Origin of the sequence: Clostridium sp. FP1 (assembly GCF_011065975.2) — a bacterium.
GTDB classification, from domain to species: Bacteria; Bacillota; Clostridia; order Clostridiales; family Clostridiaceae; genus Clostridium_AD; species Clostridium_AD tagluense.
On sequence record NZ_JAAMNJ020000001.1, the window covers coordinates 1,706,911 to 1,733,723 of the forward strand.

The 26,813-nt window shown below is 36.6% G+C and carries 32 protein-coding genes and 1 pseudogene; all 33 read left to right on the forward strand.

Translation table 11 applies throughout. The features are described 5' to 3' along the window. Positions 1-14: 14 nt before the first annotated feature. The 33 genes and pseudogenes from G9F70_RS08250 to eutM all read left to right on the forward strand — a co-directional run bounded on the left by G9F70_RS08250 (position 15) and on the right by eutM (position 26,795). On the forward strand, positions 15-1,466 hold the full coding sequence (locus tag G9F70_RS08250; protein ID WP_164945005.1) for an acetaldehyde dehydrogenase (acetylating): 1,452 nt from the start codon (positions 15-17) through the stop codon (positions 1,464-1,466). A 45-nt stretch (positions 1,467-1,511) separates the two neighbouring features. Further along, a complete protein-coding gene (locus G9F70_RS08255) occupies positions 1,512-1,808 on the forward strand; it encodes a BMC domain-containing protein (RefSeq protein ID WP_124997627.1) in 297 nt (98 codons plus the stop codon). A gap of 151 nt (positions 1,809-1,959) precedes the next feature. Continuing rightward, positions 1,960-2,715 (forward strand): cobalamin adenosyltransferase, encoded by a 756-nt coding sequence (locus tag G9F70_RS08260; protein ID WP_164944957.1) that lies wholly within the window; start codon positions 1,960-1,962, stop codon positions 2,713-2,715. Positions 2,716-2,728: 13 nt separating this feature from the next. Then, a complete protein-coding gene (gene eutD, locus G9F70_RS08265) occupies positions 2,729-3,355 on the forward strand; it encodes an ethanolamine utilization phosphate acetyltransferase EutD (protein WP_164944956.1) in 627 nt (208 codons plus the stop codon). A 48-nt stretch (positions 3,356-3,403) separates the two neighbouring features. Next, positions 3,404-4,072 (forward strand): hypothetical protein, encoded by a 669-nt coding sequence (locus tag G9F70_RS08270; protein WP_164944955.1) that lies wholly within the window; start codon positions 3,404-3,406, stop codon positions 4,070-4,072. A 74-nt stretch (positions 4,073-4,146) separates the two neighbouring features. Beyond that, positions 4,147-4,428 (forward strand): EutN/CcmL family microcompartment protein, encoded by a 282-nt coding sequence (locus G9F70_RS08275; RefSeq protein ID WP_164944954.1) that lies wholly within the window; start codon positions 4,147-4,149, stop codon positions 4,426-4,428. 65 nt (positions 4,429-4,493) lie between these two features. After that, complete coding sequence (gene eutH, locus G9F70_RS08280; protein ID WP_164944953.1) at positions 4,494-5,606, forward strand: ethanolamine utilization protein EutH; 1,113 nt, start codon at positions 4,494-4,496, stop codon at positions 5,604-5,606. An 87-nt stretch (positions 5,607-5,693) separates the two neighbouring features. Then, entirely contained in the window at positions 5,694-6,146 is a 453-nt protein-coding gene (locus G9F70_RS08285) for an ethanolamine utilization protein (protein ID WP_164944952.1), read from the forward strand. Positions 6,147-6,276: 130 nt separating this feature from the next. After that, entirely contained in the window at positions 6,277-6,591 is a 315-nt protein-coding gene (locus tag G9F70_RS08290; protein ID WP_164944951.1) for a hypothetical protein, read from the forward strand. Between the two features lie 147 nt (positions 6,592-6,738). Then, positions 6,739-7,239, forward strand: coding sequence for a molybdenum cofactor biosynthesis protein B (locus G9F70_RS08295; protein WP_164944950.1), 501 nt, complete (start codon positions 6,739-6,741; stop codon positions 7,237-7,239). Between the two features lie 31 nt (positions 7,240-7,270). Further along, on the forward strand, positions 7,271-8,230 hold the full coding sequence (gene moaA, locus G9F70_RS08300; protein WP_164944949.1) for a GTP 3',8-cyclase MoaA: 960 nt from the start codon (positions 7,271-7,273) through the stop codon (positions 8,228-8,230). An 18-nt stretch (positions 8,231-8,248) separates the two neighbouring features. Continuing rightward, positions 8,249-8,728, forward strand: coding sequence for a cyclic pyranopterin monophosphate synthase MoaC (moaC, locus tag G9F70_RS08305; protein ID WP_164944948.1), 480 nt, complete (start codon positions 8,249-8,251; stop codon positions 8,726-8,728). Further along, positions 8,728-9,162 carry an MOSC domain-containing protein gene (locus tag G9F70_RS08310; RefSeq protein ID WP_164944947.1) on the forward strand — a complete coding sequence of 145 codons (435 nt, stop codon included), beginning with the start codon at positions 8,728-8,730 and terminating at the stop codon, positions 9,160-9,162. Before moaC ends, G9F70_RS08310 begins: the two co-directional genes overlap by 1 nt. 955 nt (positions 9,163-10,117) lie before the next feature. Continuing rightward, positions 10,118-11,200 carry a hypothetical protein gene (locus tag G9F70_RS08315; protein WP_164944946.1) on the forward strand — a complete coding sequence of 361 codons (1,083 nt, stop codon included), beginning with the start codon at positions 10,118-10,120 and terminating at the stop codon, positions 11,198-11,200. A 4-nt stretch (positions 11,201-11,204) separates the two neighbouring features. Further along, the gene (locus G9F70_RS08320; protein WP_164944945.1) at positions 11,205-11,471 is read left to right on the forward strand and encodes a hypothetical protein; all 267 of its coding nucleotides are present in this window, start codon (positions 11,205-11,207) and stop codon (positions 11,469-11,471) included. 480 nt (positions 11,472-11,951) lie between these two features. After that, positions 11,952-12,245 (forward strand): annotated as a pseudogene (locus tag G9F70_RS08325) (BMC domain-containing protein); the annotation flags it as partial. Then, complete coding sequence (locus tag G9F70_RS08330) at positions 12,237-12,563, forward strand: BMC domain-containing protein (RefSeq protein ID WP_224617824.1); 327 nt, start codon at positions 12,237-12,239, stop codon at positions 12,561-12,563. The pseudogene G9F70_RS08325 and the gene G9F70_RS08330, both read left to right, overlap by 9 nt. A 78-nt stretch (positions 12,564-12,641) precedes the next feature. After that, on the forward strand, positions 12,642-14,132 hold the full coding sequence (locus G9F70_RS08335; RefSeq protein ID WP_164944943.1) for an aldehyde dehydrogenase family protein: 1,491 nt from the start codon (positions 12,642-12,644) through the stop codon (positions 14,130-14,132). Between the two features lie 99 nt (positions 14,133-14,231). After that, positions 14,232-16,772 carry a choline trimethylamine-lyase gene (cutC, locus tag G9F70_RS08340; RefSeq protein WP_164944942.1) on the forward strand — a complete coding sequence of 847 codons (2,541 nt, stop codon included), beginning with the start codon at positions 14,232-14,234 and terminating at the stop codon, positions 16,770-16,772. Between the two features lie 118 nt (positions 16,773-16,890). Next, positions 16,891-17,841 (forward strand): choline TMA-lyase-activating enzyme, encoded by a 951-nt coding sequence (cutD, locus tag G9F70_RS08345; RefSeq protein ID WP_164944941.1) that lies wholly within the window; start codon positions 16,891-16,893, stop codon positions 17,839-17,841. A 43-nt stretch (positions 17,842-17,884) separates the two neighbouring features. Continuing rightward, positions 17,885-18,238, forward strand: a complete 354-nt coding sequence (locus tag G9F70_RS08350) for a BMC domain-containing protein (protein WP_164944940.1) — start codon at positions 17,885-17,887, stop codon at positions 18,236-18,238. Beyond that, positions 18,235-18,693, forward strand: coding sequence for a EutP/PduV family microcompartment system protein (locus tag G9F70_RS08355; protein ID WP_164944939.1), 459 nt, complete (start codon positions 18,235-18,237; stop codon positions 18,691-18,693). The genes G9F70_RS08350 and G9F70_RS08355 overlap by 4 nt, the downstream gene beginning before the upstream one ends. Position 18,694: 1 nt before the next feature. Continuing rightward, the gene (locus G9F70_RS08360; RefSeq protein ID WP_164944938.1) at positions 18,695-19,381 is read left to right on the forward strand and encodes an ethanolamine utilization protein; all 687 of its coding nucleotides are present in this window, start codon (positions 18,695-18,697) and stop codon (positions 19,379-19,381) included. After that, positions 19,363-20,208 (forward strand): ethanolamine utilization protein EutJ, encoded by an 846-nt coding sequence (eutJ, locus tag G9F70_RS08365; RefSeq protein WP_164944937.1) that lies wholly within the window; start codon positions 19,363-19,365, stop codon positions 20,206-20,208. The genes G9F70_RS08360 and eutJ overlap by 19 nt, the downstream gene beginning before the upstream one ends. A gap of 17 nt (positions 20,209-20,225) precedes the next feature. Continuing rightward, on the forward strand, positions 20,226-20,531 hold the full coding sequence (locus G9F70_RS08370) for a BMC domain-containing protein (protein WP_124997675.1): 306 nt from the start codon (positions 20,226-20,228) through the stop codon (positions 20,529-20,531). Beyond that, entirely contained in the window at positions 20,525-20,788 is a 264-nt protein-coding gene (locus tag G9F70_RS08375) for a EutN/CcmL family microcompartment protein (protein ID WP_124997677.1), read from the forward strand. Before G9F70_RS08370 ends, G9F70_RS08375 begins: the two co-directional genes overlap by 7 nt. A 108-nt stretch (positions 20,789-20,896) precedes the next feature. Continuing rightward, positions 20,897-22,225 carry a 4Fe-4S dicluster domain-containing protein gene (locus tag G9F70_RS08380; protein ID WP_164945004.1) on the forward strand — a complete coding sequence of 443 codons (1,329 nt, stop codon included), beginning with the start codon at positions 20,897-20,899 and terminating at the stop codon, positions 22,223-22,225. Position 22,226: 1 nt separating this feature from the next. Beyond that, a complete protein-coding gene (locus G9F70_RS08385; RefSeq protein WP_124997681.1) occupies positions 22,227-22,775 on the forward strand; it encodes a BMC domain-containing protein in 549 nt (182 codons plus the stop codon). A 37-nt stretch (positions 22,776-22,812) separates the two neighbouring features. Further along, positions 22,813-23,523 carry a cupin domain-containing protein gene (locus tag G9F70_RS08390; protein ID WP_164944936.1) on the forward strand — a complete coding sequence of 237 codons (711 nt, stop codon included), beginning with the start codon at positions 22,813-22,815 and terminating at the stop codon, positions 23,521-23,523. Between the two features lie 32 nt (positions 23,524-23,555). Further along, the gene (locus tag G9F70_RS08395; protein ID WP_164944935.1) at positions 23,556-24,212 is read left to right on the forward strand and encodes a BMC domain-containing protein; all 657 of its coding nucleotides are present in this window, start codon (positions 23,556-23,558) and stop codon (positions 24,210-24,212) included. A gap of 68 nt (positions 24,213-24,280) precedes the next feature. Then, positions 24,281-25,816, forward strand: a complete 1,536-nt coding sequence (locus tag G9F70_RS08400; RefSeq protein ID WP_164944934.1) for an acetaldehyde dehydrogenase (acetylating) — start codon at positions 24,281-24,283, stop codon at positions 25,814-25,816. A 1-nt stretch (position 25,817) separates the two neighbouring features. Next, positions 25,818-26,468, forward strand: coding sequence for a phosphate propanoyltransferase (locus G9F70_RS08405; RefSeq protein ID WP_124997688.1), 651 nt, complete (start codon positions 25,818-25,820; stop codon positions 26,466-26,468). A 27-nt stretch (positions 26,469-26,495) separates the two neighbouring features. Further along, positions 26,496-26,795, forward strand: coding sequence for an ethanolamine utilization microcompartment protein EutM (gene eutM / locus G9F70_RS08410; protein WP_124997690.1), 300 nt, complete (start codon positions 26,496-26,498; stop codon positions 26,793-26,795). Positions 26,796-26,813: the final 18 nt, after the last annotated feature.

A 26,813-nucleotide genomic window follows, 5' to 3' on the forward strand; every position in this document is an offset into this window, starting at 1 on the left:
TGGATAAGGATTTAATGTCAATTCAAGAAGTTAGAAATCTTATAGCTAACGCAAAGCTAGCACAAAAGAAATTAGCTCAAATGAGTCAAAATGAAATAGACGAAATAGTTAAAGCTATTTGTGATTCAGCTTACAATAATGCTGAGAAATTAGCTAAAATGGCAGAAGAAGAAACTGGATTTGGAAAATGGCAAGATAAGATTGTGAAAAACACCTTTGCTAGCAAATCAGTTTATGAATATATAAAAGATTTAAAAACTGTAGGAATAATAAATGAAGATAAAGATAAGAAATTAATTGAGGTAGCAGTCCCGGTAGGAGTTATTGCAGGACTTATTCCGTCAACTAATCCTACATCTACAGCTATATATAAAGCAATGATAGCTATAAAAGCAGGAAATTCAATAGTTTTCTCACCACACCCAATGGCTACAAAATGTATATTGGAAACTGTGAGAATAATATCGCAGGCAGCTGTGGCCGCAGGAGCACCAGAAGGTGCTATTGCATGTATGTCAATACCTACAATGCAAGGTACAGATCAATTAATGAAGCATAATGATATTTCATTAATACTCGCAACCGGTGGCACGCCTATGGTTAAAGCAGCTTATAGTTCAGGTAACCCAGCTATAGGTGTAGGCCCAGGAAATGGACCAGCTTTCATAGAAAAATCTGCAGATATTGCACTAGCAGTAAAGAGAATATTAGACAGTAAGACTTTTGATAACGGAACTATCTGTGCCTCAGAACAATCTATTGTAGTTGAAGCTTGCACTAAAGATAAAGTAATTTCTGAATTAAAAGCGCAGGGAGCTTATTTCTTAAATAAAGAAGAGGCTGATAGACTAGCAGGATTTATACTTAGAAGTAATGGGTCAATGAATCCTCAAATAGTAGGAAAAAGTGTAGAAGCTATAGCTAAAATGGCGAACTTAAATGTTTCAACTGGAGCTAGAGTACTTATAGCCCAGGAAACAAATGTAGGGCATGAGTATCCATATTCAAGAGAAAAATTAGCTCCAATTTTAGGGTTCTACTGTGAAGAAACTTGGGAAAAGGCTTGCGAAAAATGTATTGAAATATTAAACAATGAGGGAGCAGGACATACTCTTATAATTCATTCAAATAATGAAGCTATAATTAGAGAGTTTGCACTTAAAAAGCCTGTATCAAGACTATTGGTTAATACCCCAGGGTCCCTTGGTGGAATCGGAGCTACTACAAGTCTCGTAGCAGCTTTAACATTAGGATGTGGAGCAGTTGGCGGAAGTGCAACTTCTGATAATATTGGGCCTATGAATTTGATTAATATAAGAAGAGTGGCTTATGGAACAGGAGAAATAGAGGATATAGTAGATAGAAAGAATACTGCGAGTTCCAGTATCAAAAGTGAAAGTTTAAATGAAGACTCTATAAATCTAATAGTAGAAAAAATCATGGAAAAATTAAGAAGCCAATTATAAAAATAATTGATATAAATAAAAAATAAATTTTAGGAGGAATATAAAATGGCAAGTACAAATGCATTAGGAATGATTGAAACAAGAGGATTAATAGGTGCAATAGAGGCGGCAGATGCTATGGTTAAAGCTGCAAATGTTACATTAGTAGGGAAAGAACATATTGGTGCAGGACTGGTAACTGTAATGGTTAGAGGAGACGTTGGAGCTGTTAAAGCGGCGACTGATGCAGGAGCTGCAGCCGCAGAGAGGGTAGGAGAATTAATTTCTGTTCATGTAATTCCAAGACCACATGCTGAAGTAGATGCAATACTTCCAAAAGTAAAAGCAGAAGTAGAAGCCTAATATTTTGAAATATACTATCCCTACAGCTCAAAGAGCTATGGCGGGTAGTATGTTTATATACAACATTCTTAGCGACATTTCAGGAGGAAAGTCTCCGCCAAGTCGTTAATATTGCAGCACCGCAGGTGATGATTAAGGGGATGTGAGTTATATGAGTTTGATAACCGAAAGTGAACTAAGAAAACAACTTAAAAGTACGGATATTAAAGAATTCGAAGTAGCAAAGGGGGTTATTATTACACCATCTGCAAAACAATATCTGCAAGATAAAAATATTAAATTGGTAATTGTGGATACCTTATGTGCCAGTAAACAAGATGATTCTAAAAGTGAAAAAGAAGATGAAGGAAAGAATTTCCCGAAATATATTTGCATTCAGGGTGGTTATTTAGAGGAAAAACCAGAGCATATGACACAGTTATATGGAAACAAATTAGTACCTAAAGATCATAGGAGGATAGAGTTTAGAGGGAGACTCGATAGTCTTCAATCTAATATTTTAGAAACTCAAGTTCTAGCTTCAAAGCTTCAAAATGAAGGGGTAGTAAAAGATTTAGAGCAAATTCTAAATTTTGTACGGAATATATTAAGGGCAGAAGTATTAGAAGAAAAGCTTCCTGAATTCTCGCTACTGGGAATGAGTGAGAATGACCTTCGCGAAATATCACATAATCCTAAAAAGTACTTTAATATGGATCATTTTATGCCTAGTTATAAAATGGGTGAAATAGTTGTTGCACTTAACTCTATAAGAAGTAATACAAGGGAAGTTGAAGTATATGGATTTAAGGCATTTAAAGATATTGATGGGGAGATAACAAGAAATGATATTATGAAATATTTAAATAGATTAAGTAGCTGTTTATATATAATGATGTTTAAGTTTTTATCAGGAAAATATAAATAGAGGAGATGCTTTCATGACAGATATGAACATTGAATATATTGTAGAACAAGTAATAAAAAGAGTAAGTGAAAAGCTGCGAATTATCGTAGAGGCTTCAGGAAGACATGTTCACCTTTCAAGAGAAAGTATTGATCTATTATTTGGAACGGATTATAAATTAACAAAGGCAAAGGAATTATCACAACCAGGGCAATATAGCTGCAGCGAAAGAGTTAGTATAACCGGACCTAAAGGAACAATTAAAAATGTGGTTATACTTGGACCAGAAAGAAGTCAAACCCAGGTAGAAATATCTAAAACTGATGGTCTTATTTTAGGGGTAAAAGTCCAAATTCGCGAATCTGGAAAACTAGAAGGTACTTCAGGTATAACCATAACTACAGAAAAAGCTTCTTTAACAATTAAAGAAGGTTTAATTGTTGCAAAACGTCATATACATCTATCACCAGAAGATGCAAAGCTATTTAAGGTAGGTGATAAAGAAATAGTGAAGGCTGAGGTATCTGGAGAAAGACCATTAATTTTTGATGATGTTGTAATCAGGGTAAGTAGTGAATATAAGAGTACTATGCACATAGATTATGATGAAGCAAATGCTTGTGGATATATTAAGGGCTCTACTGCAAAAATTGTAAAATAGAATTCTTGTTTTAAAAATTATTATTCTTATATAAAGGAAGTGATTTAAGTGGACATGGAAAAATTAGTGGAGATGATCACGAGAGAAGTTATGAAGAGAATTACCAGCAGTGCAAATAGCATGGTAATCCATAAGAAAAAGGTATTAGTAATAAGTTCCTGTGAAGAAGAATTAAGAGAAGTTAAAGAGCTTTTAGAATATAAATATGAGGTTATTGTTTATGATGGAGAAGATATAAGTTTGAAAAACTATGAAAGCATAATAGTTACAAATTTATGTAACAAAGGCTTATCATCAATGGCACTTGGTTTATGCAATGATAAGTTACAAGAACTGATAGTAGAGGCTCTTTTTAAGGGTAAGAGGGTTTATGTATTAAAAGAGGGAATACAATATAGAAAATATTCAACAAAGGCTAATGAAGCACTATATAATTTATATAGTCAATATGAATGCAAAATCATGTCCTATGGAGCGATTATAGTAAATGAAAAAGATTTATTGAAAAGCATGGAAATAGGCGCAGATTGCAATGAGAAGTCAGCGCAAAAAGATTGCTTAGTAGAATCAAGTAACAAAAGACTTATTACAGAATCAGACCTTAAAAAATTATATATGAATGGAATAAAGGAAGTAAACTTAATTAAAAAGGCTATATTAACCCCACTGGCTCAAGACTTTATAAGAATAAACCAATTAAAAATAAATAGAGTATAGGATTATTTTAAAATATTTCAGTAGATGAATGATTAATCAGAATAGCTTGTAAATACAATGAAGGGGGACAGTTAATGATTATTGGTAAAGTTATAGGAAGTGTTTGGGCTACAAGAAAAGATGAAAAATTAAATGGATTAAAATTCTTGGTGATAGAACCATCTAAATCTGCAACTGGTAAGGAAAGCACAATTTTTGTTGCCGCAGATATAGTAGGTGCTGGAATTGGGGATAATGTATTAGTAACTAAAGGTAGCGCTGCAAGGGCATCACTACATATAAAAGATGCACCTGTGGATGCTGTTATAGTAGGTATAATAGATAGTTTAGAAGTTGATGAAGAATTTCTAGAATAAAATGGAAAAATTATAAAAATAATATTTATCTTTAAAAAAACATTTATGGTAAGGGGGACAAAAATATGGGAATAAATGAAATTATTATTTATATAATGGTTGTTTTTATGGTTTTAGGTGCAATTGATAAGTGCATAGGAAATAAATTTGGGTTAGGGCAACAATTTGAAGAGGGTTTTATGGCAATGGGTTCATTAACTATAGCCATGGTGGGTGTAGTTTGTTTAGCACCAGTACTTGCTAGTGTATTAAAACCTGTAATAGTTCCAATTTACACTGCACTCGGTGCAGATCCATCAATGTTTGCTACTACTTTACTTGCTTGCGATATGGGAGGATATCCTCTTGCAAAAGAACTTGCACAAACAGCTCAGGCGGCAAGTTTCTCAGGTGTAATTATAGGGTCTATGATGGGACCAACTATTGTATTTACTATACCAGTTGCTCTTGGAATAATTAGAAAAGAAGACCATAAGTTTTTAGCAACAGGGGTACTTGCAGGAATAATAACAATTCCTATAGGCGCATTTATAGGAGGACTTATAGCTGGGTTTGGAGTAATAATGGTACTTAAAAACCTTGTACCAATAATAATAGTTGCAGCACTTCTCGCTATAGGATTATGGAGAATTCCTGAAAAAATGATAAAAGGCTTTACTGTTTTTGGAAAAGGTGTAGTTGTGGTTATAACAATAGGTCTCGCAGCAATAATAATAGAAACTCTAACAGGAGTAGTTGTTATTCCTGGTATGGCACCATTATCTGATGGTATCGCTATAGTAGGATCTATTGCAATAGTACTTGCAGGAGCCTTCCCAATGGTTTTTGTTATAACAAAAGTATTTAAAAAACCTCTTATGAAGCTTGGTTCATTACTAGGTATGAATGATATTGCAGCAGCAGGTATGGTGGCAAGTCTTGCAAATAGTATACCAATGTTTGGAATGATGAAGGACATGGATGATAGAGGTAAGATAATAAACGTTGCATTTGCAGTTAGTGCAGCTTTCGTATTTGGAGATCATTTGGGTTTTGTTGCTGGAGTGGAGAAAGGAATGATATTCCCTATGATAGTTGCAAAATTAGTTGGTGGAGTTACAGCAGTTGCTTTAGCTTGTTTTATACTTTCAAAAAATATATCTTCAAATAGTAAAAGAGATAGGTCTGTTAAAGCATAATATTATATAATAATAAAGCACACTCAAATAAATATAATAGTATTTCGATTTCTAATTATTTGAAGGTGCTTAAATGGAGGAGTTAAAATGGAAAATATAGATGCAAAATTAATTGAAGACATGGTTAGAAAAATAATAATAGAAACTTTATCAAAGGAAAAATGTGAATTTGAAAAGCACATAGATCCTAGTGGTATAATGTCAGTAAAATTAAACACTGTAAAACTGGATAAGTTTGATACTGGCAAAGAGAGAGATGACGTACTTTTAAAGGATGTTTTAACATTAGAAGAAAGTCCAAGACTTGGATGTGGACTTATGGAAATGAAAGAGACTTGCTTTGATTGGACATTAAAATATGATGAAATAGATTATGTTATAGATGGAACTTTAGAAGTAAACATTGATGGAAGAAAAGTTGTAGCCAATAAGGGAGAAATAATTTTAATTCCTAAAAACTCTAAAATCCAATTCAGTGTTCCAAATTATGCAAAGTTTATGTATGTAACATATCCTGCTAATTGGGCGGAGTTAGAGTAGACACTTTTTAATTTAAAGAGTACTGCCTCATAATATAAATATAAACAAATTAAATATGTAATAATTAGAAGGAATTTGCAAAGACATAGAGAATATACATATTGTATTATATTATAGAGGAGAGTATCATATGGAATTGAGTAAACTAGAAAATCAGATAATAATTGATATTTATGATGCTGATATGCTACCAGGAATGCCATTTGAAATTCAAAATTATAAATTAGAAGAGAAAGACCCCCATGACAAGAAACAAGAGTTTGCTTTTTATTTAAGAAAATTAAAAAGGTTAGGCTTTATAAAATATGAAGAAGCGGAAGCTTTTTTAAAAGGTGGCATTCGTAGCATCAAATATGACAATAATGTAAAAAAGGTTTGTGAGGATAAAATACACATAGATTTTGAAGGAATTAGATTGGTTGAACAGGCTAATAAAACCATATGACAAAGTCAAAAGAAGAATTCCAATAATGGAGTTCTTTTTTTATAAATAGTATTTAAGGGAAGAATTATTGAACAAGGAGAAAAAAACAAGGTTCTTAAGTTTCCAGCGCACAAATTGTTAAGAAAGATATATTTAGGAGTGATGAAAATGATAAAAACTGCAATATTAACTATGAGTGATAAAGGTTCTAGAGGAGAAAGAATTGATGGAACAGGGCCTGCACTTAAAAGAGAATTAGAAGATAAGGGATTTATTATAAGCTACTATAAAATGATTCCTGATGAAAAACAGGAGATAGAAAGTGAACTTATTTATTTATGTGATGAGCTTAAGGTGGATTTAATTTTAACTAATGGAGGAACGGGGTTTTCACAAAGAGATGTCACCCCAGAGGCAACTCAAAATGTAATTGAGAAATATGTACCGGGTATTGGTGAAGCTATGAGAATGAAATCCCTTGCTATTACACCAAAGGCCATGCTTTCAAGAAGTATTGCAGGGATTCGAAAAAAAACCTTAATTATTAATCTTCCCGGCAGCCCAAAAGCTGCGGTGGAAAATCTAGGATTTATATTGCCTGCAATTCCGCATGGGATTGAAATACTCAAAGGAGAGGCTAGTGAATGCGCCACAAGTAGCGAGTGCTAGGGGAAATAATTGAAGTTTAGGAGAGAATTTTATGAGAGATAGTTATGGAAGAAACATAAATTATTTAAGGGTATCGGTAACTGATAGATGTAATTTAAGGTGTGTGTATTGTATGCCAGAAGAGGGCATCAAGAGTTTAAAACATGAAGATATCTTGCGTTTTGAAGATACTTTGAAAATTGTAAGGGCAGCCACGGCACTAGGTATTAATAAAATAAGATATACTGGTGGAGAACCACTAGTTATGAAAGATATAGATAAACTAATATATGAAACTTCTAAAATACCAGGAATAAATGACATTGCCATAACTACAAATGGTATTTTACTATCTGATATGGCAGGGGATTTAAAAAAGGCAGGGCTTAAAAGAGTTAATATTAGCCTTGATACCCTTAATAGTAAAAAGTATAAAAGCATAACAAGAGTAGGAAATTTAGATAAAGTAATGGAAAGTATAGATAAGTGTTTATCACTTGGATTAAAACCTGTTAAAATAAATACGGTATTAATGCGAGGCATAAACGATGTAGAGTTTGAGAATTTTTTAAATTTAACTCGTGAATTACCAGTAGAAATAAGGTTTATAGAGCTTATGCCTATAGGTGAAGGTATTAAGATGTATGAAAAAAACAATTTAAGCTTTATGGAGATGCTAGGACTTCATCCAGAGCTCACTAAAATTGGAACTGAAAAAAGTAGCACTGCGGAGTTGTACAAGCTAACTGGTGCAAAAGGAAAGATTGGGTTCATTAGTCCAGTAAGTTGTAAATTTTGTGGGGATTGTAATAAAATAAGACTTACTTCCACAGGAACAATTAAGCCTTGTCTTCATTCAAAGGAAGAGATAAACCTTAGGAAATATCTCAATAATGAAGAGATGCTTACAAATGCAATAAAATCGGCAATTGAGAGTAAACCACTTGAACATCATATGCGAGAGGAAAGTGCTAGTAGAAGCGTTAAGGGAATGTCCCAAATAGGGGGCTAAATAAAAAGGAGGTAGAAAATGGAACTTACCCATATAAATGAAGAGGGAAGAGCAAAAATGGTGGATGTATCTGAAAAGTGTGATACTGTCCGGGAAGCTATAGCAGTTGGGTCAATATCTATGAAAAGAGAAACTCTAGAAAGAATAAGTGATGGATCTATTTCAAAGGGAGATGTACTGGCTGTAGCGCAGGTTGGAGGAATTATGGGTGCGAAAAGTACTTCGCAAATAATACCAATGTGCCATGCTATAATGATATCTGGATGTGATATTAGTTTTAAAATAGACTTTGAAAATAATAAGATTGAAATAACTGCTACAACTAAAACTGTAGGAAAAACAGGAATTGAAATGGAAGCACTAACTGCGGTATCTGTTGCAGCGCTAACAATTTATGATATGTGCAAGGCAATTGATAGGGAAATGGTTATAAATAATATTATGCTCGCGCGAAAAAGTGGAGGGAAATCAGGAATATTCGAAAGGAAGGGATTGTAATGGCAAAGGTTACTGCTGTAAATATAAGTGAGAAAAAAGGTGTAGTAAAACATCCTATAGAAAGTGGATTTTTTAAAATTGATCATGGGATTGTTGGAGATGCACATGCTGGAAATTGGCATAGACAGGTTAGTTTTCTTGGAGAAGAGAGCATTGATAAAATGAGAGCTACTGGAGTAGAAGGCTTATCTTCCGGAAAGTTCGCTGAAAATATTACTACAGAGGGAATAGTTTTGTACGAGCTTCCTGTGGGAACTAAACTTAAAATAGGAGAAGTAGTTTTAGAGGTAACACAAATAGGGAAGGAATGTCATAAAGGCTGTGAAATCATGAAATTAGTTGGCGATTGCATAATGCCTAGAGAAGGCATATTTGCGAGAGTGCTTACAGAGGGATATATCAAAGCTGGAGATGATATTGTAGTGGAGCCATAGTATTATGGATGCACGCAATATAGATGCAATAAAATGGAGTTAAAACCTGGAAATTTATTTAATACTAAGGTGATAGAAGGTAAGGAATTATGGAGAAAGTTCAATTTTTTGAACAGGAAGAGGATAATAGTTAAATTTTATAAACCCCATGATTATGTTTTATAATCATGGGGTTTTGTTGTGTACCCAAACCTGGGAGCAATATAACGGACTTAAGTCCCCAGGGAGGGTTATTTGTATATTACTAATTAAATTTTAATAAAATAAACAAATGTGTAAAAAATTGCTATAATTAATTTTGCAGTCACATTATATTGCTATTCTCATGTAGGAATATTGGAGGAATATAATAACTAAATATAACCCCCATGATTATAGTTTTATAATCATGGGGTTTATTTTTGTTATAAAAAGGTTTGATTGGGAAATAAATTATATAATAAAAAAGTTTGGAATAAATAAATGGAATTATAAGAAAAAATGGATTATGATGTCGAATTAAACATAAAAATAGATACTATTAGTGCAAGAAAATAACTATAGTACAAAAGTTTCAGAAAACTCGGGGATATAATGCAGTAAAATATTTAAAATTATGCCATAGAAAGATGTCTTGTTCAGTTATTATTAACATAAAGTGAAATAGTACTTCCAGACCGCAACATATTGTTAATGAAAACGCTTCAAAGAAATTTCTAATTTACTATGTAAAGAAAAAAGGGGGAGGTAGCAGTAATTGCGGGTGCGAATAATATTCCTTTTGATGTTTTAAGCCCCATTCAGGGATCAAGTACAAAAGGCCCTGTAGCTATTATTAAATCCGTAGGTAAGATGATTTGTGCATCAATGAATATTAGAACTGATCATATGTGTTCTAGAATACACGTAAAGGTCTGAAAGACTTTATTAAAATGAGGTCTTTTGGCAAAACAACAAAAATATTGGAGGTAATATTATGTCAGAAGCAGTAGCTAATTCGACTGCAGTCGTTGCTAAAAAAAAGTTATTATCAGGATTTTTTAGAAAAGGAGTTACAATTGGTTTATTCTCAGGATTTTCATATGGATTATTTTCAGCATTTTTGGCATATGCTATGACGCAGGGGGTTTGGAGCGATTGGTTTGGTGCAAATAAAAGTGGTTTATCTGCATTTGCTCTTGTATATATGCTTGGTGCACTTGGTTGTGGCGTAAATGATACTTGTAGTGCAGTTTGGGCATTAGGTATGGCAGGTGTTAGAGGTAAACTTGGAGATTTCTTTAGAACTCTTAATACTAAACCGGGTCGCATGATTATGTTAGCTGCACTTATGGGAGGCCCTATTGCTAATTCAGCTTATGTTATTGGCCTTGCATCGGCTGGTTCAATTATTGTTCCGATTTCTGCCCTTTGCCCAGCTATTGGCGCTATTTTAGGCAGAGTTTTATACAAACAACCATTAACAAAACGTATGATTTTAGGTATTGGTATCTGTGTTTCTGCAAGTGCTTTGATTGGTATCTCAAGTATTACTGGAGGTGCACAAAAGGGTGTAGGGATAGGTATTATAGCTGCTATTATAGCTGCTCTTGGCTGGGGTATTGAAGGTTGTATAGCTGGTTATAGCACAGCAATGGTAGATTCAGAGATTGGTATTGCTATTCGTCAGACAACATCAGGACTTGCAAATTTAATTATATTTATTCCTATCATAGCTATAGTAGGGGGCAATGTAGGTCTTTCATTCCATGTTATTGGTCAAGCATTTACAAGCGGTCATGCTATGATTTGGTTTGCTGTTAGTGGTCTTTGCGCTTATCTTTCATTTATGAGTTGGTATAAGGGCTCTAGTATGACTGGTGTTGCGCTTGGTATGGCAACTAATGGTACTTACTCTTTCTTCGGACCGTTCTGCTGCTGGATAATACTTGGTGTGGGATTCGGGATAAAAGGTTGGACACTCTCTCCTATATCTTGGATTTGTGCTGTATTAATGGCAATTGGTATTTTGATAATCGCAGTAAATCCAATGGATTTATTTAAGAAAAAGGAGGCGTAATTGTATGAAACCACTTAATTATGCTATTTTAAAACATTTTACAAAAATTAAAGGAGCATGTGCAGACGACGTTATTGAAGCTTTAAAAGGTGAATATGGTAACTTCAAAGCTTTTAATAAAGATGCTGTTACTGCAGCTTTAATGACAGCTGAAGCGAATGGTCTTCTTGAAGAAAAAAGTTTTGGTATGGATAAGTCCGGTAATTTAAGGATTTACTATCATGCAAATGATGAAGGCGCAGCTACAATTAATAATTATATTAAGGATTAATGGTTTGAGTTATTATATGAATTATATATATATTATTCTATAAATGATGAAGGAAGAATGCTATTAAAGAAATATCTTCCAAAGTCTTGGAGATTTTAGAAGCTGATTTTTGTATTATTTAAATCACATTTCAGAAAGAAAGTCTCCTACTTATGTAAGTGGGAGGCTAAATCTCCTTTAATATCTTGAGTAAAAATAAAAAATAATACTATTAGTGCAAGAATGTAACGATAGTACAAAAACTTCAAAAAAACTGGTGGATATAATGCGGTAAAATAGCGCACTTTATGCCATGAAAAAATGCCTTGTTCAGTTATTATTAACATAAAGTGAAATGGTAGTTGAGTTGGTAATAGTGTGATAAAGAAAACGTTTTAGAATGTCTTGCTTAGTAAAGTTAAATTCTGAGGGAGTCAAGACCCTTAATAGGTAAGTGTCTAAAAGATTCCAGAAAATATAATATAAAAGGAGGAATATTTAGTGAGGTATTATGGAGAAGAAGCATTAGGCCTTGTTGAAACATTAGGGATGGTACCTGCAATTGAGGCGGCAGACAAAATGCTCAAGGCTGCCAATGTTGAATTGGTAGCATATGAAAATATAGGTTCCACTCTGGTTACAATTATGGTAAAGGGTGATATTGCTGCCGTTAAGGCGTCTGTAGAAGCAGGAGCTGAGGCAGCTACAGCAATAGGTACATTAACAGCACAAAATGTTATGCCAAGACCAATTAAAGATATTGGAGATGTTGTTTCAGTATATGACATCGATGCAAAGGAACTACCACAGGCGAGTAATTACAGAGCTTTAGGTTTAATAGAAACATTTGGTATAGTTTTTGCTTTAGAGGCTGCAGATGCAATGTGTAAAGCTGCAAATGTTGAATTGATTGGTTTTGAAAATGTAGCTTCTGGCTATATTTCGGTGCTGGTTCGTGGAGACGTAGGGGCATGTAGGTCAGCTGTAGATACTGGCGTAAAAGCTGTATTGGATATGGGTGCTGAAGTTTATAGCTCAGTTGTTATTGCAAGCCCCCACCCGGACCTTGAAAAAATTATTGCACTTTATTCACTTGAAACACTGAATCCTTAATATTTGGCTGATATGGTAGCAATGCATAAAATGCAAAAGTACAATACTTAGTTAATGAAATGAAAAGGAGAGTCAGAAATGAATATTATTGACAATGATTTACTCTCCATCCAAGAAGCCCGAATTCTTGCTGAAAATGCAGGTGAAGCACAAAAACTGCTAGCAACTTTTCCACAGGAAAAATTGGATGAAATTGTTGAACGTATGGCGGAGGAAATCGGAAAGTATGCCTGCGAACTTGCTATGATGTCCCGGGATGAAACTGATTATGGCAAATGGCAGGATAAATATATCAAGAATCGATTTGCCTCTGAGTATTTGCTAGTTAAACTTCGCGGAATGCGTTGTGTAGGTATTATTGACGAGGACCTTCAAAACAAGACCATGGATATAGGTGTACCTATGGGTGTAATTATTGCTTTATGTCCTGCAACTAGTCCGGTTTCTACAACCATCTACAAGGCTTTAATTGCAATCAAGTCCGGCAATGCGATTATTTTTTCTCCCCATCCCAGGGCGAAGAAGACAATTTGCAAGGCACTTGATATTATGATTCGAGCAGCAGAAGGGTTTGGACTTCCAGTAGGAGCTCTTGCATACTTACATACTGTGACGCCTAGCGGGACAATCCAGTTAATGAATCATAAAGCAACATCCTTGATTATGAATACAGGCGTTCCTGGAATGCTTAAAGCAGCCTATGAGTCTGCAAAACCTGTCATTTATGGAGGAACTGGCAATGGACCGGCATTTATTGAACGCACAGCTGACATTAAGCAGGCTGCACGCGATATTATTGCTAGTAAAACCTTTGATAACGGAATTGTATCAGGGGCGGAACAATCTATTGTTGTAGATAGCTGTATTGCAGCTGATGTAAAACGCGAACTGCAAAATAACGGTGCGCATTTTATGACAGAGGAAGAAGCACAAAAACTTGGTTCTCTCTTTTTCCATTGTGATGGGAGTTTGGACCTAGAAATGGTGGGCAAATCGGCACAGGAATTGGCTAAGAGAGCAGGTTTTTCTGTTATGGAGAGCGTAAAACTTTTGATTTCAGAGCAGAAATATGTTTCCGAAACTAATCCTTATTCGAAGGAAAAACTTTGCCCGGTACTAGCTTACTACATCGAAGACGATTGGATGCATGCTTGCGAAAAGTGCATTGAGCTGCTCTTAAGTGAGAGGCACGGACACACCCTTGTTATACATTCAAAAAACGAAGAAGTGATTCGCCAGTTTGCATTAAAAAAACCCGTGGGTAGGGTACTTGTTAATACACCTGCTTCTCTTGGTAGCATGGGTGCTACAACTAATTTGATGCCTGCTTTGACGCTAGGTAGCGGTTCTGCGGGACTAGGTATGACCTCCGATAATGTTTCACCAATGAATCTTATTTATATCCGCAAAGTAGGATATGGTGTGCGGAATATAGAGGATATCATTGATGGAATGATTACAGTGGAAAAAACTCCCCTGCAAGGCATGGCAAAGCAGTTGGAGTATAATTCAGAGGATATAGAGAAGTTGCAGAATATTTTAAAAAAAGCTCTCGAAGAGATTAAATAGCCCTACAGATGTGTATGGAGAATGAAAAATAAGCAGTAAACATTAAAAAAGATCAGATGCAAAATCTGAAATAATTATGAAAGAATGAGGGGTAAGAATATGGATATTCGTGAATTTACAAATAAATTTGCAGAAGCGACTAAAAATATGTCTGCAGAAGAACGAGCATCTTTAATGAAGATGTTTGAAGGGGTTTCGAAAGAAATTACAAAAGAGGATACTGTAAGTTATGTGGCATCTAGCGAGAATGATGGAAAAGTTCCAAATGGAATTACAGACCGTCTTCAGAGACTGAAAGAAAACTATTTAAAATGGACACCGACTATCACAACTCATCGTGCTAGGGCAATTACTAAGATCGCAAAGGAAAATCCTGGTATGCCTAAAAGTATATTCCGTGGTAAAAGCTTCAAATATTGTTGTGAGACAGCACCTTTGGTAATTCAAGAGGATGAACTAATTGTAGGGGCACCTTGCGGCGCACCTCGTGCTGGAGCTTGTTCCCCTGATATCGCATGGAGATGGATGGAGGATGAACTTGAGACTATTGGAACCCGTGCTCAAGATCCTTTTTATATATCTGAAGAAGATAAAAAGTTTATGCGTGAAGAACTTTTCCCTTTCTGGAAAGGAAAATCTATTGATGAATACTGTGAAGATCAGTATCGTGAGGCAGGCCTTTGGGAACTTTCCGGCGAATCATATGTTTCAGATTGCTCTTACCATGCAATAAATGGTGGTGGGGATTCAAACCCTGGATATGATGTAATCCTTATGCAGAAGGGAATGCTGGATATTCAGCAGGAAGCAAAGGATCATTTGGAAAAACTGAATTACGAAAACCCTGATGATATTGAAAAAATTTATTACTATAAATCTGTTATTGACACTACTGAAGGAGTTATGATTTATGCTAAGCGTTTATCTGATCATGCTGCGCAGCTAGCTGCAAAGGAAACTAACCCTAAGCGTAAAGCAGAATTAATGAAGATTTCTGAAATAAATGCACATGTTCCTGCACATAAACCTCGTACTTACTGGGAAGCAATTCAGTCTGTTTGGACTGTTGAGTCACTGCTACTAGTTGAGGAAAACCAAACTGGTATGTCTATCGGTCGTGTTGATCAATATATGTATCCCTTCTACAAAGCAGATATAGAGCAAGGCCGCATGAGTGAGTTTGAAGCATTTGAACTATCTGGTAGTATGCTTATTAAAATGTCTGAGATGATGTGGGTTACAAGTGAAGGCGGTTCTAAGTTCTTTGCAGGGTATCAGCCATTTGTAAATATGTGTGTTGGCGGAGTTACTCGTGAGGGTATTGATGCAACAAATGACCTAACGTACCTACTAATGGATGCTGTTCGTCATGTTAAAATTTATCAACCATCTTTGGCTACACGTATTCACAACAAGTCACCTAAGAAGTATTTAAAGAAGATTGTTGACGTTGTTCGTGCTGGTATGGGATTCCCAGCTTGTCATTTTGACGATGCTCATATTAAGATGATGTTATCAAAAGGTGTTTCTATGGAAGATGCCCGTGACTATTGCCTTATGGGTTGTGTTGAACCTCAGAAATCAGGTCGTTTGTACCAGTGGACTTCAACTGCGTATACCCAGTGGCCTATCTGTATAGAATTGGTTCTAAACCACGGTGTTCCTCTATGGTATAAAAAGCAAGTTTGTCCTGATATGGGAGACTTGGATAATTTCAAAACTTATGAACAGTTCGACAATGCTGTTAAGGAACAAATCAAATACATTACAAAGTGGTCAAGTGTTGCTACTGTTATTTCTCAACGTGTCCACAGAGAACTAGCTCCAAAGCCTCTAATGTCAATTATGTATGAGGGCACAATGGAGAGTGGCAGGGATGTTTCTGCTGGGGGTGCTATGTATAACTTCGGACCTGGTGTTATATGGTCTGGACTAGCTACTCATACAGACTCTATGGCTGCTATTAAGAAGTTAGTATTCGATGAGAAGAAGTATACTTTGAAGCAACTAAATGAAGGATTAAAAGCTGAATTTGTTGGATATGAACAGATGAAAAGTGATTGCCTGAAAGCTCCTAAGTACGGTAATGATGATGATTATGTAGATTTGATTGCTTCCGATTTGATTAACTTCACAGAGAGGGAACACAGAAAGTATAAGACTCTTTATTCAGTGTTAAGCCATGGTACTTTGTCTATCTCAAACAATACACCTTTTGGACAATTACTTGGTGCATCTGCTAACGGTCGTGAGGCTTGGTCACCATTATCCGATGGTATCAGTCCGACTCAAGGTGCGGATTTTAAAGGACCAACTGCTATTATCAAATCTGTATCTAAGATGGCTTGTGACACTATGAACATAGGAATGGTTCACAACTTTAAGCTTATGGCGGGACTACTTGATACACCAGAAGGCGAAGAGGGTATTCTTGCATTACTTCGTAGTGCCTGCGTCTTTGGTAATGGAGAGATGCAATTTAATTACCTAGATAATGAAACATTGATTGCAGCACAGAAAAATCCACAACAGTATCGTGACTTAATTGTTCGAGTAGCAGGGTACAGTGCATTCTTTGTTGAATTGTGCAAGGATGTTCAGGATGAAATTATCAGTAGAACTATGCTGACACATTTCTAATTAGGGTATTCCATTGACTTTAAAATGACTTAACTGACGCCCGATTCTCTTATGATGCAGGTTATGCTAGAGGATTGGGCCCAGTTGAATTATTTATTTGAACGGGAGATTAGATATTATGAGCAATACAAAAGTAGCTGTAATAGAAAGAAAAGCATTGATTTTCAATGTTCAAAAATATAATATGTATGATGGTCCGGGAATAAGGACACTGGTGTTCTTTAAAGGATGCCCATTGCGTTGCAAATGGTGTGCCAATCCAGAAGGACTTGAACGAAAACATCAAGTTATGTACAAAAGAGATTCTTGCATTAATTGCGGTGCCTGCGTTAGTGTTTGCCCGGCTTCCATACATGTTATTTCAAAAGAGCTAAAACATGAGGTGCTCCGTAACATTGATTGTATAGGTTGCCGAAAATGTGAGGATGCTTGTACTGAATCTGCATTATCCATTGTTGGTCAGGTAAAAACTGTTTCCGAGCTTATGGAAATTATTCAAGAAGACGTTATGTTTTATGATGTGTCAGGCGGTGGAGTTACGTTAGGTGGCGGTGAGGTACTAATGCAACCTGAATTTGCAGCAAATTTGCTTATGGCATGTAAGCAAGAAGGAATTAATACTGCCATTGAAACTTCTGGTTATGCAAAACGGGAAGCGATACTTAAGGTTGCTGAGTTCACGGATTTATTCCTTTTTGATATAAAGCATATTGAGCCTGAACGCCATTACAAGCTTACAGGAGTACACAATGAGCGAATACTAGAAAATTTGAAGGAACTTCTTCACCTACGGTATAACGTAAAGGTCAGAATGCCCTTGCTCAAAGGCATAAATGATAATCAGGATGAGATTGAGAGAGTAATTGAATTTTTGATGCCTTTCCGTAATTACAAAAATTTTAAAGGTATAGATTTGCTTCCTTATCATAAACTAGGCGTAAATAAGTACACACAGCTCGGCATGGACTATCCAATAGAGGGAGATCCAAGCTTAAGCAGCGAAGAACTTGACATGATTGAGAGCTGGATTAAAAAATATGATTTCCCAGTTGCGGTTATCAAGCACTGATAAATGATTTTTAGAATAGAAAATAGATTGAGAGGTAACTTTTATGGGAGCAGTTGGTGAAAAATCTATACAACGTGTCATAGAAGAATCGGTACCTGGAAAGCAGGTTACAATTGCTCATGTTATTGCCTCGCCTATGCCGGATATTTATGAGCGCTTGGGGATAGACAATAAGGGGTCAATTGGAATTTTAACTATAACACCCTACGAAGCCGCTATTATTGCAGCGGATGTTGCAACAAAGGCAGCGGATGTTGAAATTGGATTTTTGGACCGTTTTACGGGGTCTGTAATTATCACTGGTGATGTGCAGAGCGTTGAAACAGCACTTAATGCGGTAAATGATACATTGAAAAATTTGCTAGACTTTATGACAGCTCCTATTACAAGAACATGAGAAAGAAGCGAGTAATGGTGATAGGACCGATGAATTGCGGAAAGACCACATTGGTTAATGCGCTTAATGATTATGATGGACCACTCAGGAAAACACAGGATATTATTTATGGAAAGAATACTATAGATGCTCCAGGTGCTTATATTGAAAGCCCCTGGATGTACAAACATTTAATTGCAACCGCGCAAGATGCATCACATGTTTTGATTTTAGTTGATCAGTCAAGAGTCAGTAACGTTTATCCACCTGGTTTTGTAAAGGCGTTTAGATGCCCTGTAATTGGTGTAATAACGAAAAGTGATTTAATGGCGGAAAATGAGGATTTGTGTTTCCAACAGCTGAAGCAAATAGGAATACCTGAGCCTTATTATAAGATTAGTGCTTCTAGTGATGTAGGCATGGTTGCTTTAAAAGAATATTTATTTACTTTTGAAAAAAAAGTAAAGGGGGAATAAAATGAAATTTATTACCGAAAGTGATTTGCGGGATTTCAATAAAATAGAACCTTTTACAACTTATGAGTTAGAACCAGGAGCAAGACTTACGCCTGGAGCACGTCAGTTTCTGTCGGACCATCGGATCAATATGTATGAAAATGATCCTTTTACAAAGAAAAGTACTGTAAATGTAAAAGAAAAACAGCCACTTGAAGTACCTGAGAAGAAGAATAATTGGAAAAAGAAGAAACTTCGTAGCAAGATGAAGTCCACGGAGGCATTGTTTCTTTTATCTGAACAAGAACTTTTGAGTGAGGATGTTTTCTTGGCACAGAGAGTTATTAATTTAGGCAAACAATTCACCTGCATTAAAAATGCTGCGGAGGGGAAAGGTTCTGCCGAGAACCTCAGTTTCACTGAATGCACAGGGGTTAATTCAGATAAATTTTCTGATGATTTAGATGACTGTTTTGAAATTACAGAGTTCCATATGCAGCTTGCAAAGGGAAGGGAAATCATAATTTTGCATAGGCTACGTTGCAATCTTCGCGAAATTGAACCAGTTGTTTTAGAAGTATATGAGGGAAGTAATGATGATAATGAGCTGTGCATAGAAATTATCGGGAAGGTTAATCAGATTGTTAATACCTTGTCCCAAATGATTTGTTCGGTTTTAGGAGGTGGAAAATGTCAGAAAAAAAGTTAAATTTTGAATACTGTGATCAGCTTGTCCGGGATTTTGAATATGTAGTGGAACATCCCATTGTGGGTAAATCTTCTGTTTATTATACAGGAGTTGATTTGGGAACGGCATGTGTTGTTTTAGCGGTTTTGGATGAAAATTACAAACCCGTGGCAGGTGCTTATAGGTATGCAGATGTAGTTCGAGATGGTATGGTTGTAGATTATATGGGTGCAATTAAAATTGTAAGAGAACTGAAGCAGGAGATTGAGGAGAAGATTGGTACAGAACTTATTTATGCAGCGGCTGCCATTCCGCCGGGGACAGATGCTTTGGATTCAGGAGCAGTTAAGAATGTGGTTGAGGCTGCTGGTTTTGAAGTGACAAATGTGCTTGATGAATGTACAGCTGCCAATAATGTCCTTAAAATTAAGGATGGTGCAGTTGTAGATGTTGGCGGTGGAACAACCGGAATTTCGATTTTAAAGGATGGAGAAGTTGTTTGCATTGAGGATGAGCCAACAGGCGGTACACATTTTTCCTTAGTTGTTTCAGGTGCATATAAAATGTCTTTTCCGGAAGGCGAATTGTATAAGCGTGATCCTAAAAATCACAAGGAACTGTTACCAGTACTTAAGCCAGTAGTTGAAAAAATTGCATCTATTATTAATCAGCATATCAAAGGTTATGATGTAAAGGAAATATGTTTGGTTGGAGGAACATGCTGCCTAACCGGTATTGAAAAAATCATAGAAAAGCAGACAGGTATTTTCACTCATAAGCCTCAAAATCCTATGTTTGTAACCCCACTAGGAATAGCACTTAGCTGCACGCAGCAAAGTATAAGGTAAAGGGGGCGATTTTAGATATGGAGTTTCGAATTATTAAATCACCGACAGTTGGTACTGTAGATATTCTTATGCGGCGAATGGGGCCGGGTGTGGACAAAAACAGAATTTGTGTTGATGCAGTTGGTCTTGTGCAGGGAAGAATGATAGAGATGATTTGCGCAGCGGACATTGCTGAAAAGGCGGTTGGTGTCACAGTAGAAGATATCAGAGGAAGTTGTCCGCAGAACATGATAATGATTGCGATTTTTGGCGATACTGCATCTGTTGAATCTGCAATTCAAGAGATTAAGCAGCAGCTTAAAAAGGAGAAAGATTTATGTTAACAGCAAAACTGATTGATAGCATATGGGCAACAAGAAAAGCAGAATCACTTAATGGACTAAAGTTTATGCTAGCAGAAGTAATTGGCGGTAGTAGTGCCGGTGAGCGTTTGATTGTTGTAGATATTATCGGTGCCGGTATTGGAGATAGGGTTATTGTAAGCACTGGCTCATCGGCTCGCCGAATGCTAGGTAATGATGATATCCCAGTTGATGCGGTTGTTGTGGGAATCATTGATGATGATTGCAATTTCAGATAAATTCAGGAGGCATAACAATTGATAATTGTTTTGTGCTTACTAGGAATACAGAAGGGAATAACAATTGATAATTGTTATGTGCCCCAGAGAATAACAGGAGGGGTAAGAATGAGTCTTCTTGATATGGTGAGAGAAGCCGGTGTTATTGGTGCAGGGGGTGCAGGGTTCCCTACCCATGTAAAACTAGCATCAAAATCGGAATATATACTTCTTAACGGAGCTGAATGTGAACCTCTGCTTCGGGTTGATCAGCAGTTGATGAAACTATTTCCCGATGAGGTAATTAAAGGATTTGAAGCAGCAGGAAGATTGGTTTCTGCAAGCAAAGCTATTATAGGTATTAAAGGAAAGCATAAAGAAGGAATTTCTATTCTGCGAGAGAGAATTAAGGCATTGCAGGTAGGTGATTTCGTTGAGGTGAAAGAGCTTCCAGATGTTTATCCTGTAGGTGATGAGCAAGTTTTGGTTTATGAATTGACAGGTAGAGTTGTTCCTGAAATGGGTATCCCAATTCAGGTTGGATGTGTAGTAGTCAATACAGAAACAGCATTAAATATTTACAATGCTTCCCTGGGGCAGTCAGTTACAGAAAAATATATCACAGTTGCAGGAGATATACCTAAAAGCTTGACTGTAAAAGTGCCAGTAGGCACACCTATTATAGATGTGCTAAAGCTGAGTGGTATAGAAAATTTTGATGATTATGCAGTTATTGATGGTGGTCCTATGATGGGTCCTGTCATGAGTAATATAGATGGATATGTTACAAAGAAAAATAAGGGATTTGTAATTTTGAAAAAGCAGCATTCTCTGATTCGCAAGAAATCTATGAACTTAGAGCAGGCAAGAAGAGTGAATAGGGCTTCTTGTGAGCAGTGCCGTATGTGTACGGATATGTGTCCTCGCTATCTTCTTGGACATAATGTACAGCCACATAAGATGATGAGAGCTTTAAATTATGCATTAACGGATGTTGAAGGCCAGAAGGTTTCACAGTTATGTTGTCAGTGTAATTTATGTGAATTATTCTCATGCCCGGTAGGATTATATCCGAAATCTGCAAATGTTTATTTTAAAGAAAAATTGGCCCAGCAGAATATAAGGTACAAGCCCATGCAATCAGAATTCGTTTCTCGCAAAAACCGTGAGTATCGTTTGGTTCCAAGTAAGCGTATTGTCGCTAGACTGGGTTTGAATGATTTTGACAAGCCAGCGCTTATGACGAAAGTTGAAATAAAACCTGAATTGGTACGTATTGCAACAAGACAGCATGTAGGGGCACCTGCAGTGACCGTTGTTTCTACTGGCGATCATGTGCAGCTGGGACAGCTAATCGGTAAAATTCCTGAAGATAATTTGGGGGCTACAATTCATGCTAGCATTTCAGGAACGGTTGTAGAGTGTGGAAATGATTTTATTACGATAAGGAGGGACTGATATGTCGAAAGCAATAGGTATGGTTGAATTTACAAGTATTGCACGAGGTATATATGTAGCAGATCAGATGCTGAAAATTTCTGATGTGGAAATAGTAACAGCTAGTTCTGTTTGCCCCGGTAAGTATATAGTTATTGTTGAGGGCGATGTTGCATCAGTTCAAGATTCCGTAAGTATTGGTGAGCGGTTAGCAGAAGAATTTTTGGTTGATTCTATTGTTATACCAAATGTCAGCCCGTTAGTATTCCCAGCAATCACAGGTGCAACTATGCCAGATGAAATTCAGGCACTAGGAATTATGGAGTCTTTCTCCCTTTCAACCATGGTTATCGCTGCTGATGCAATCTTGAAAGCAGCGGAATTACAGCCTATAGAGCTCCGGTTGGGAAATGGACTAGGCGGTAAGTCATTCTTTACTTTCACCGGCGATGTGGCTGCGGTTGAAACCGGTATTGAAACAGGAAAGGCTATTGCAAAAGAAAAAGGACTGCTTGTAAATGCAGAAGTTATAGCTTCGCCTTCAGGCAGACTGTTGTCATCTTTGTTCTAATATATGAGAACTTATATTTATGAAAGGATGTGAAGGAATGAAAAAATTGATTTGTGTAAAAGATGTTGAGAATGTGGAAAAGAAGGGTCAAAAAGTATTTTATATTGATAGTAATACAATTATTACTCCATCAGCCAAAGACGCAGCGAAAGCTTGTGGAATAGAGTTTTCTACGGAGACTCCTGTATGCGCGGCAAAGACTTCCGAAGCTAATGTTTGTGAGGTAAAGAGTTCCCAGGCGCAGGCTTGTGCGGCGAAAAATTCTTGTGAAGAAATAGCTTCATCACTGGCAAAAGCCAGTGATGGTGGAATCGACACAGATATGATTTATAAGGTATTCAAAGCTATGATGGATAAAGGGCTTTTAAATGGAATCCTTGATTCTTTTTCTAATAAGCCATATATTGCTGAGGTTGATCCTTGTGGTTTAAAGGTAGTTCGTGGAAGTTCGGTAAAGATGGAAGTTCTTGATACTGGAAACCCTAGCGACAAAGTATTTTATCAGGAAATCATCAATATTGATGATGGTTGTAAAATGAATGCAGGGGTTATTACAATTGAAGGTTGCAGCTTCGACTGGGAAACCGCTTGCCAAGAGCTATACTATGTTATAGAAGGTACACTTACAGTAACAGTGGATGGAAAGATTTACACTGCACATTCAGGTGATTCAGTATTCTTCCCTAAGGGAGCTAAATTAGCATTTGGTTCACCTGACAAGATGAAAGCATTCTATGCTACATATTAGAACGCTTGACTAAAGTTAAGGAGGGTTAGGAAATGCAGGCACTTGGGTTAATTGAAACAATAGGACTCGTTGCAGCTATTGAGAGTGCAGATGCTATGCTTAAGGCGGCAAATGTGAATCTCTTGGAAAAGACATATGTAGGCGGAGGTCTTGTTACCATTGTTGTAACTGGAGATGTGGGTGCTGTGAAAGCAGCTGTAGAGGCTGGCTGCGCGGCAGTTAGAAAAATAAACAGCACATCCCTAGTTTCAGAGCATGTGATTCCTCGCCCACATGAGGATTTGGAAAACATAATTATACCGCAAGCACCGCTGAAAGATGGAGAAATGTCAACTGCAGAGGCAACAAAAACTGAATCCGAAGCTGAAATAATTGAAGAAGACACTGCAGATGTTGAAGTTGAAGATTTAGTAGTGAAAGATTTAAAAATTACGGAATTCGATGCAGAAAAAACAACTGCTTCTTTGCAAAGGGATTTAAGTGAGATACCTAATAAGGAAGCTGTAGATAAGATGGTACTTGAATATGGTTTGGAAGAAACAATTGAGATTCTGAGCAAGTTTAAGGTTATAGAACTTCGAAATCTAGCTCGTGAATATAAGAACTTTGGTATTGCGGGAAGGTCGGTTTCTAAGGCAAATAAGAGGTTGCTACTTACAAAATTCAGAGAGTATTACGGAAATAATTAACACAGTTATAACAATTATAAAAATATATCATGAAAATTTTACAAGAAAAAGAATGGAGGAATTATAAGATGGAAAATTTCGATAAGGATTTAAGATCTATACAAGAGGCAAGAAATCTTGCAAGACTCGGAAAAATCGCGACAGAACAGATAGCTGATTATACTCAGGAACAAATAGATAAGATTTTGTGCAATATGGTTAGAGTAGCAGAAGAAAATGTGGTTTGTTTAGCTAAGATGGCCGTGGAAGAAACTGGTTTTGGAAAAGTTGAGGATAAGGCTTATAAAAACCATATGGCTTCCACTATTGTGTATAATGCTATCAAAGATATGAAGACTATTGGTGTGATTAGTGAAAATGTGGCTGATAGGGTAACTGATATTGCAGAGCCAGTTGGACTAATTATGGGTATTGTACCTTCTACAAATCCAACATCAACTGCTATTTACAAAGCAATAATTGCAATTAAATCACGTAATGCAATTGTATTTTCACCACATCCTGCTGCATTAAAATGTACACTGAAGGCTATAACTCTTATGAATGATGCTGCAGTAGCTGCAGGAGCTCCTGCCAATATTATTAGCGGTATGTCTACGCTATCTGTAGGGGCTACAAATGAGTTAATGAAATGTAGTGAGGTTTCTATGATAATTGCAACTGGAGGCCCTGGAATGGTAAAGGCCGCTTATAGTGCGGGCAAGCCTGCATTGGGTGTTGGTGCTGGAAACTCACCAGCTTACATTGAGAGAAGTGCTAATGCTGCGCAAGCAGTTAAAAATATTATTGCAAGTAAGACTTTTGACTATGGTACCATTTGTGCATCCGAACAGTCTATTATTGTTGAAGAATGCAATCATGATCAGGTAGTATCTGAATTTAAGAAGCAGGGCGGCTATTTTATGACGTCAGAAGAAACTGCAAAAGTTTGTGGACTACTGTTTAAGAATGGTGGGCATAGCATGAGTGCCAAGTTCGTAGGCAAGTCTCCTCAGGTTATTGCAACAGCTGCTGGAATTTCAATTCCAGAAGGAACAAAGGTTCTAATAGGTGAGCAGCAAGGTGTTGGTGATGCTTATCCACTATCCTTCGAAAAATTGACAACTGTACTTGCTTTCTATACAGTTAGAGATTGGCATGAGGCATGTGACCTCAGTATCAAACTGCTTCAAAATGGTATAGGACACACTATGAGCATTCATACAGAGGATAAAGGTATTGTAATGAAGTTTGCTAAAAAACCAGCAGCGCGTATTTTGGTTAATACTGGTGGAACTCAAGGAGGTACTGGTTTAAGCACAGGACTTTTACCTGCATTTACACTAGGTTGCGGTACATGGGGAGGAAGTTCTGTTTCTGAAAATGTTGGTCCGATGCATTTGATTAATATCAAGAGAGTTGCATATGGCATTAAGGATTGTAGTACATTAGCTTCCGAAGATCCTACATTCAACCATCCTGAACTATCTTCCAGTTATGTTAAGCAAGGCGTAGGATGCGGTACAAGTCCTGACTCATATGCATCGAAGGACGCTTCTACTGATAATGAAAAACTTTTGAAGTTGGTAAGCGATCTAGTAAATGCAATGAAGGGAGCTAACTAAAATGGATAACTATGAAACTGCCCTGAAGCTTTTGCTAGAGGCTGTTCAGTCTAATATGTCTTCTAGTGACGTGAAAGGGGATATGTATGAAATTCCAGTAGGAGTTTCTAATCGCCATATTCACATCTCTCAAGCTGATTTGAACAGTCTGTTCGGGGAAGGTTATCAACTTACTAAGAGTAAAGATTTGTCACAACTCGGACAGTATGCATGTAAGGAAACAGTAACAATATGCGGTCCAAAGGGTGCCATTGAGAAAGTTAGAATTCTTGGTCCAGTGCGTAGTAAATCGCAAATAGAAGTTCTGACAGGAGATTCCTTCAAGCTTGGTGTAGTTTCACAGGCAAGACTATCAGGTGATTTACAAGGAACACCTGGAATTACGCTAATTGGTCCGAAGGGATCTATTCAGACTACAGAAGGTCTGATTGTTGCACAGAGGCATATTCACATGACACCTGAAGATGCGAAGCGTTTCGGCGTGCATGACGGACAGTCAGTGAGTATTGAAATTAGTGGCCCGCGCGGGGGCATTTACAATAATGTTGCCGTTAGAGCAAATGACGCTTCGGCTTTAGAATGTCATATTGACACAGAAGAAGCAAATGCTATGAATCTTAATTCCTTATCAAAAATTAAAATTGTAAAATAAAAAATAAAAAATTAGGAGGAAATAAAAATGAAATATGATGCATTAGGAATGATCGAAACAAAGGGTTTAGTTGGGGCTATTGAAGCTGCAGATGCAATGGTTAAAGCAGCAAATGTTTATCTAGTTGGTAAAGAATTTGTTGGTGGTGGTCTAGTAACAGTAATGGTAAGAGGTGACGTTGGTGCTGTAAAGGCAGCAACTGATGCAGGAGCTGCGGCTGCACAACGTGTTGGAGAATTGATTTCTGTTCATGTTATCCCTCGTCCACACGTTGAAGTTGAAGGTATTCTTCCTAAAATGTTAAAGAGGGAAGAAGATATAAAATAGATTAGTCGGCATGAGAAT

Coding starts and splice junctions, on each gene's coding strand:
- eutJ (WP_164944937.1), top strand. CDS start 19,363: ATGTCAGAAAAAAAGTTAAATTTTGAATACTGTGATCAGCTTGTCCGG.
- G9F70_RS08285 (WP_164944952.1), top strand. CDS start 5,694: ATGGAAAATATAGATGCAAAATTAATTGAAGACATGGTTAGAAAAATA.
- G9F70_RS08395 (WP_164944935.1), top strand. CDS start 23,556: ATGCAGGCACTTGGGTTAATTGAAACAATAGGACTCGTTGCAGCTATT.
- G9F70_RS08405 (WP_124997688.1), top strand. CDS start 25,818: ATGGATAACTATGAAACTGCCCTGAAGCTTTTGCTAGAGGCTGTTCAG.
- cutC (WP_164944942.1), top strand. CDS start 14,232: ATGGATATTCGTGAATTTACAAATAAATTTGCAGAAGCGACTAAAAAT.
- G9F70_RS08260 (WP_164944957.1), top strand. CDS start 1,960: ATGAGTTTGATAACCGAAAGTGAACTAAGAAAACAACTTAAAAGTACG.
- moaC (WP_164944948.1), top strand. CDS start 8,249: ATGGAACTTACCCATATAAATGAAGAGGGAAGAGCAAAAATGGTGGAT.
- moaA (WP_164944949.1), top strand. CDS start 7,271: ATGAGAGATAGTTATGGAAGAAACATAAATTATTTAAGGGTATCGGTA.
- G9F70_RS08335 (WP_164944943.1), top strand. CDS start 12,642: ATGAATATTATTGACAATGATTTACTCTCCATCCAAGAAGCCCGAATT.
- eutD (WP_164944956.1), top strand. CDS start 2,729: ATGACAGATATGAACATTGAATATATTGTAGAACAAGTAATAAAAAGA.
- G9F70_RS08375 (WP_124997677.1), top strand. CDS start 20,525: ATGTTAACAGCAAAACTGATTGATAGCATATGGGCAACAAGAAAAGCA.
- cutD (WP_164944941.1), top strand. CDS start 16,891: ATGAGCAATACAAAAGTAGCTGTAATAGAAAGAAAAGCATTGATTTTC.
- G9F70_RS08290 (WP_164944951.1), top strand. CDS start 6,277: ATGGAATTGAGTAAACTAGAAAATCAGATAATAATTGATATTTATGAT.
- G9F70_RS08385 (WP_124997681.1), top strand. CDS start 22,227: ATGTCGAAAGCAATAGGTATGGTTGAATTTACAAGTATTGCACGAGGT.
- eutM (WP_124997690.1), top strand. CDS start 26,496: ATGAAATATGATGCATTAGGAATGATCGAAACAAAGGGTTTAGTTGGG.
- G9F70_RS08380 (WP_164945004.1), top strand. CDS start 20,897: ATGAGTCTTCTTGATATGGTGAGAGAAGCCGGTGTTATTGGTGCAGGG.
- G9F70_RS08370 (WP_124997675.1), top strand. CDS start 20,226: ATGGAGTTTCGAATTATTAAATCACCGACAGTTGGTACTGTAGATATT.
- G9F70_RS08320 (WP_164944945.1), top strand. CDS start 11,205: ATGAAACCACTTAATTATGCTATTTTAAAACATTTTACAAAAATTAAA.
- G9F70_RS08275 (WP_164944954.1), top strand. CDS start 4,147: ATGATTATTGGTAAAGTTATAGGAAGTGTTTGGGCTACAAGAAAAGAT.
- G9F70_RS08315 (WP_164944946.1), top strand. CDS start 10,118: ATGTCAGAAGCAGTAGCTAATTCGACTGCAGTCGTTGCTAAAAAAAAG.
- G9F70_RS08350 (WP_164944940.1), top strand. CDS start 17,885: ATGGGAGCAGTTGGTGAAAAATCTATACAACGTGTCATAGAAGAATCG.
- G9F70_RS08295 (WP_164944950.1), top strand. CDS start 6,739: ATGATAAAAACTGCAATATTAACTATGAGTGATAAAGGTTCTAGAGGA.
- G9F70_RS08360 (WP_164944938.1), top strand. CDS start 18,695: ATGAAATTTATTACCGAAAGTGATTTGCGGGATTTCAATAAAATAGAA.
- G9F70_RS08310 (WP_164944947.1), top strand. CDS start 8,728: ATGGCAAAGGTTACTGCTGTAAATATAAGTGAGAAAAAAGGTGTAGTA.
- G9F70_RS08250 (WP_164945005.1), top strand. CDS start 15: ATGTCAATTCAAGAAGTTAGAAATCTTATAGCTAACGCAAAGCTAGCA.
- G9F70_RS08390 (WP_164944936.1), top strand. CDS start 22,813: ATGAAAAAATTGATTTGTGTAAAAGATGTTGAGAATGTGGAAAAGAAG.
- G9F70_RS08255 (WP_124997627.1), top strand. CDS start 1,512: ATGGCAAGTACAAATGCATTAGGAATGATTGAAACAAGAGGATTAATA.
- G9F70_RS08355 (WP_164944939.1), top strand. CDS start 18,235: ATGAGAAAGAAGCGAGTAATGGTGATAGGACCGATGAATTGCGGAAAG.
- eutH (WP_164944953.1), top strand. CDS start 4,494: ATGGGAATAAATGAAATTATTATTTATATAATGGTTGTTTTTATGGTT.
- G9F70_RS08400 (WP_164944934.1), top strand. CDS start 24,281: ATGGAAAATTTCGATAAGGATTTAAGATCTATACAAGAGGCAAGAAAT.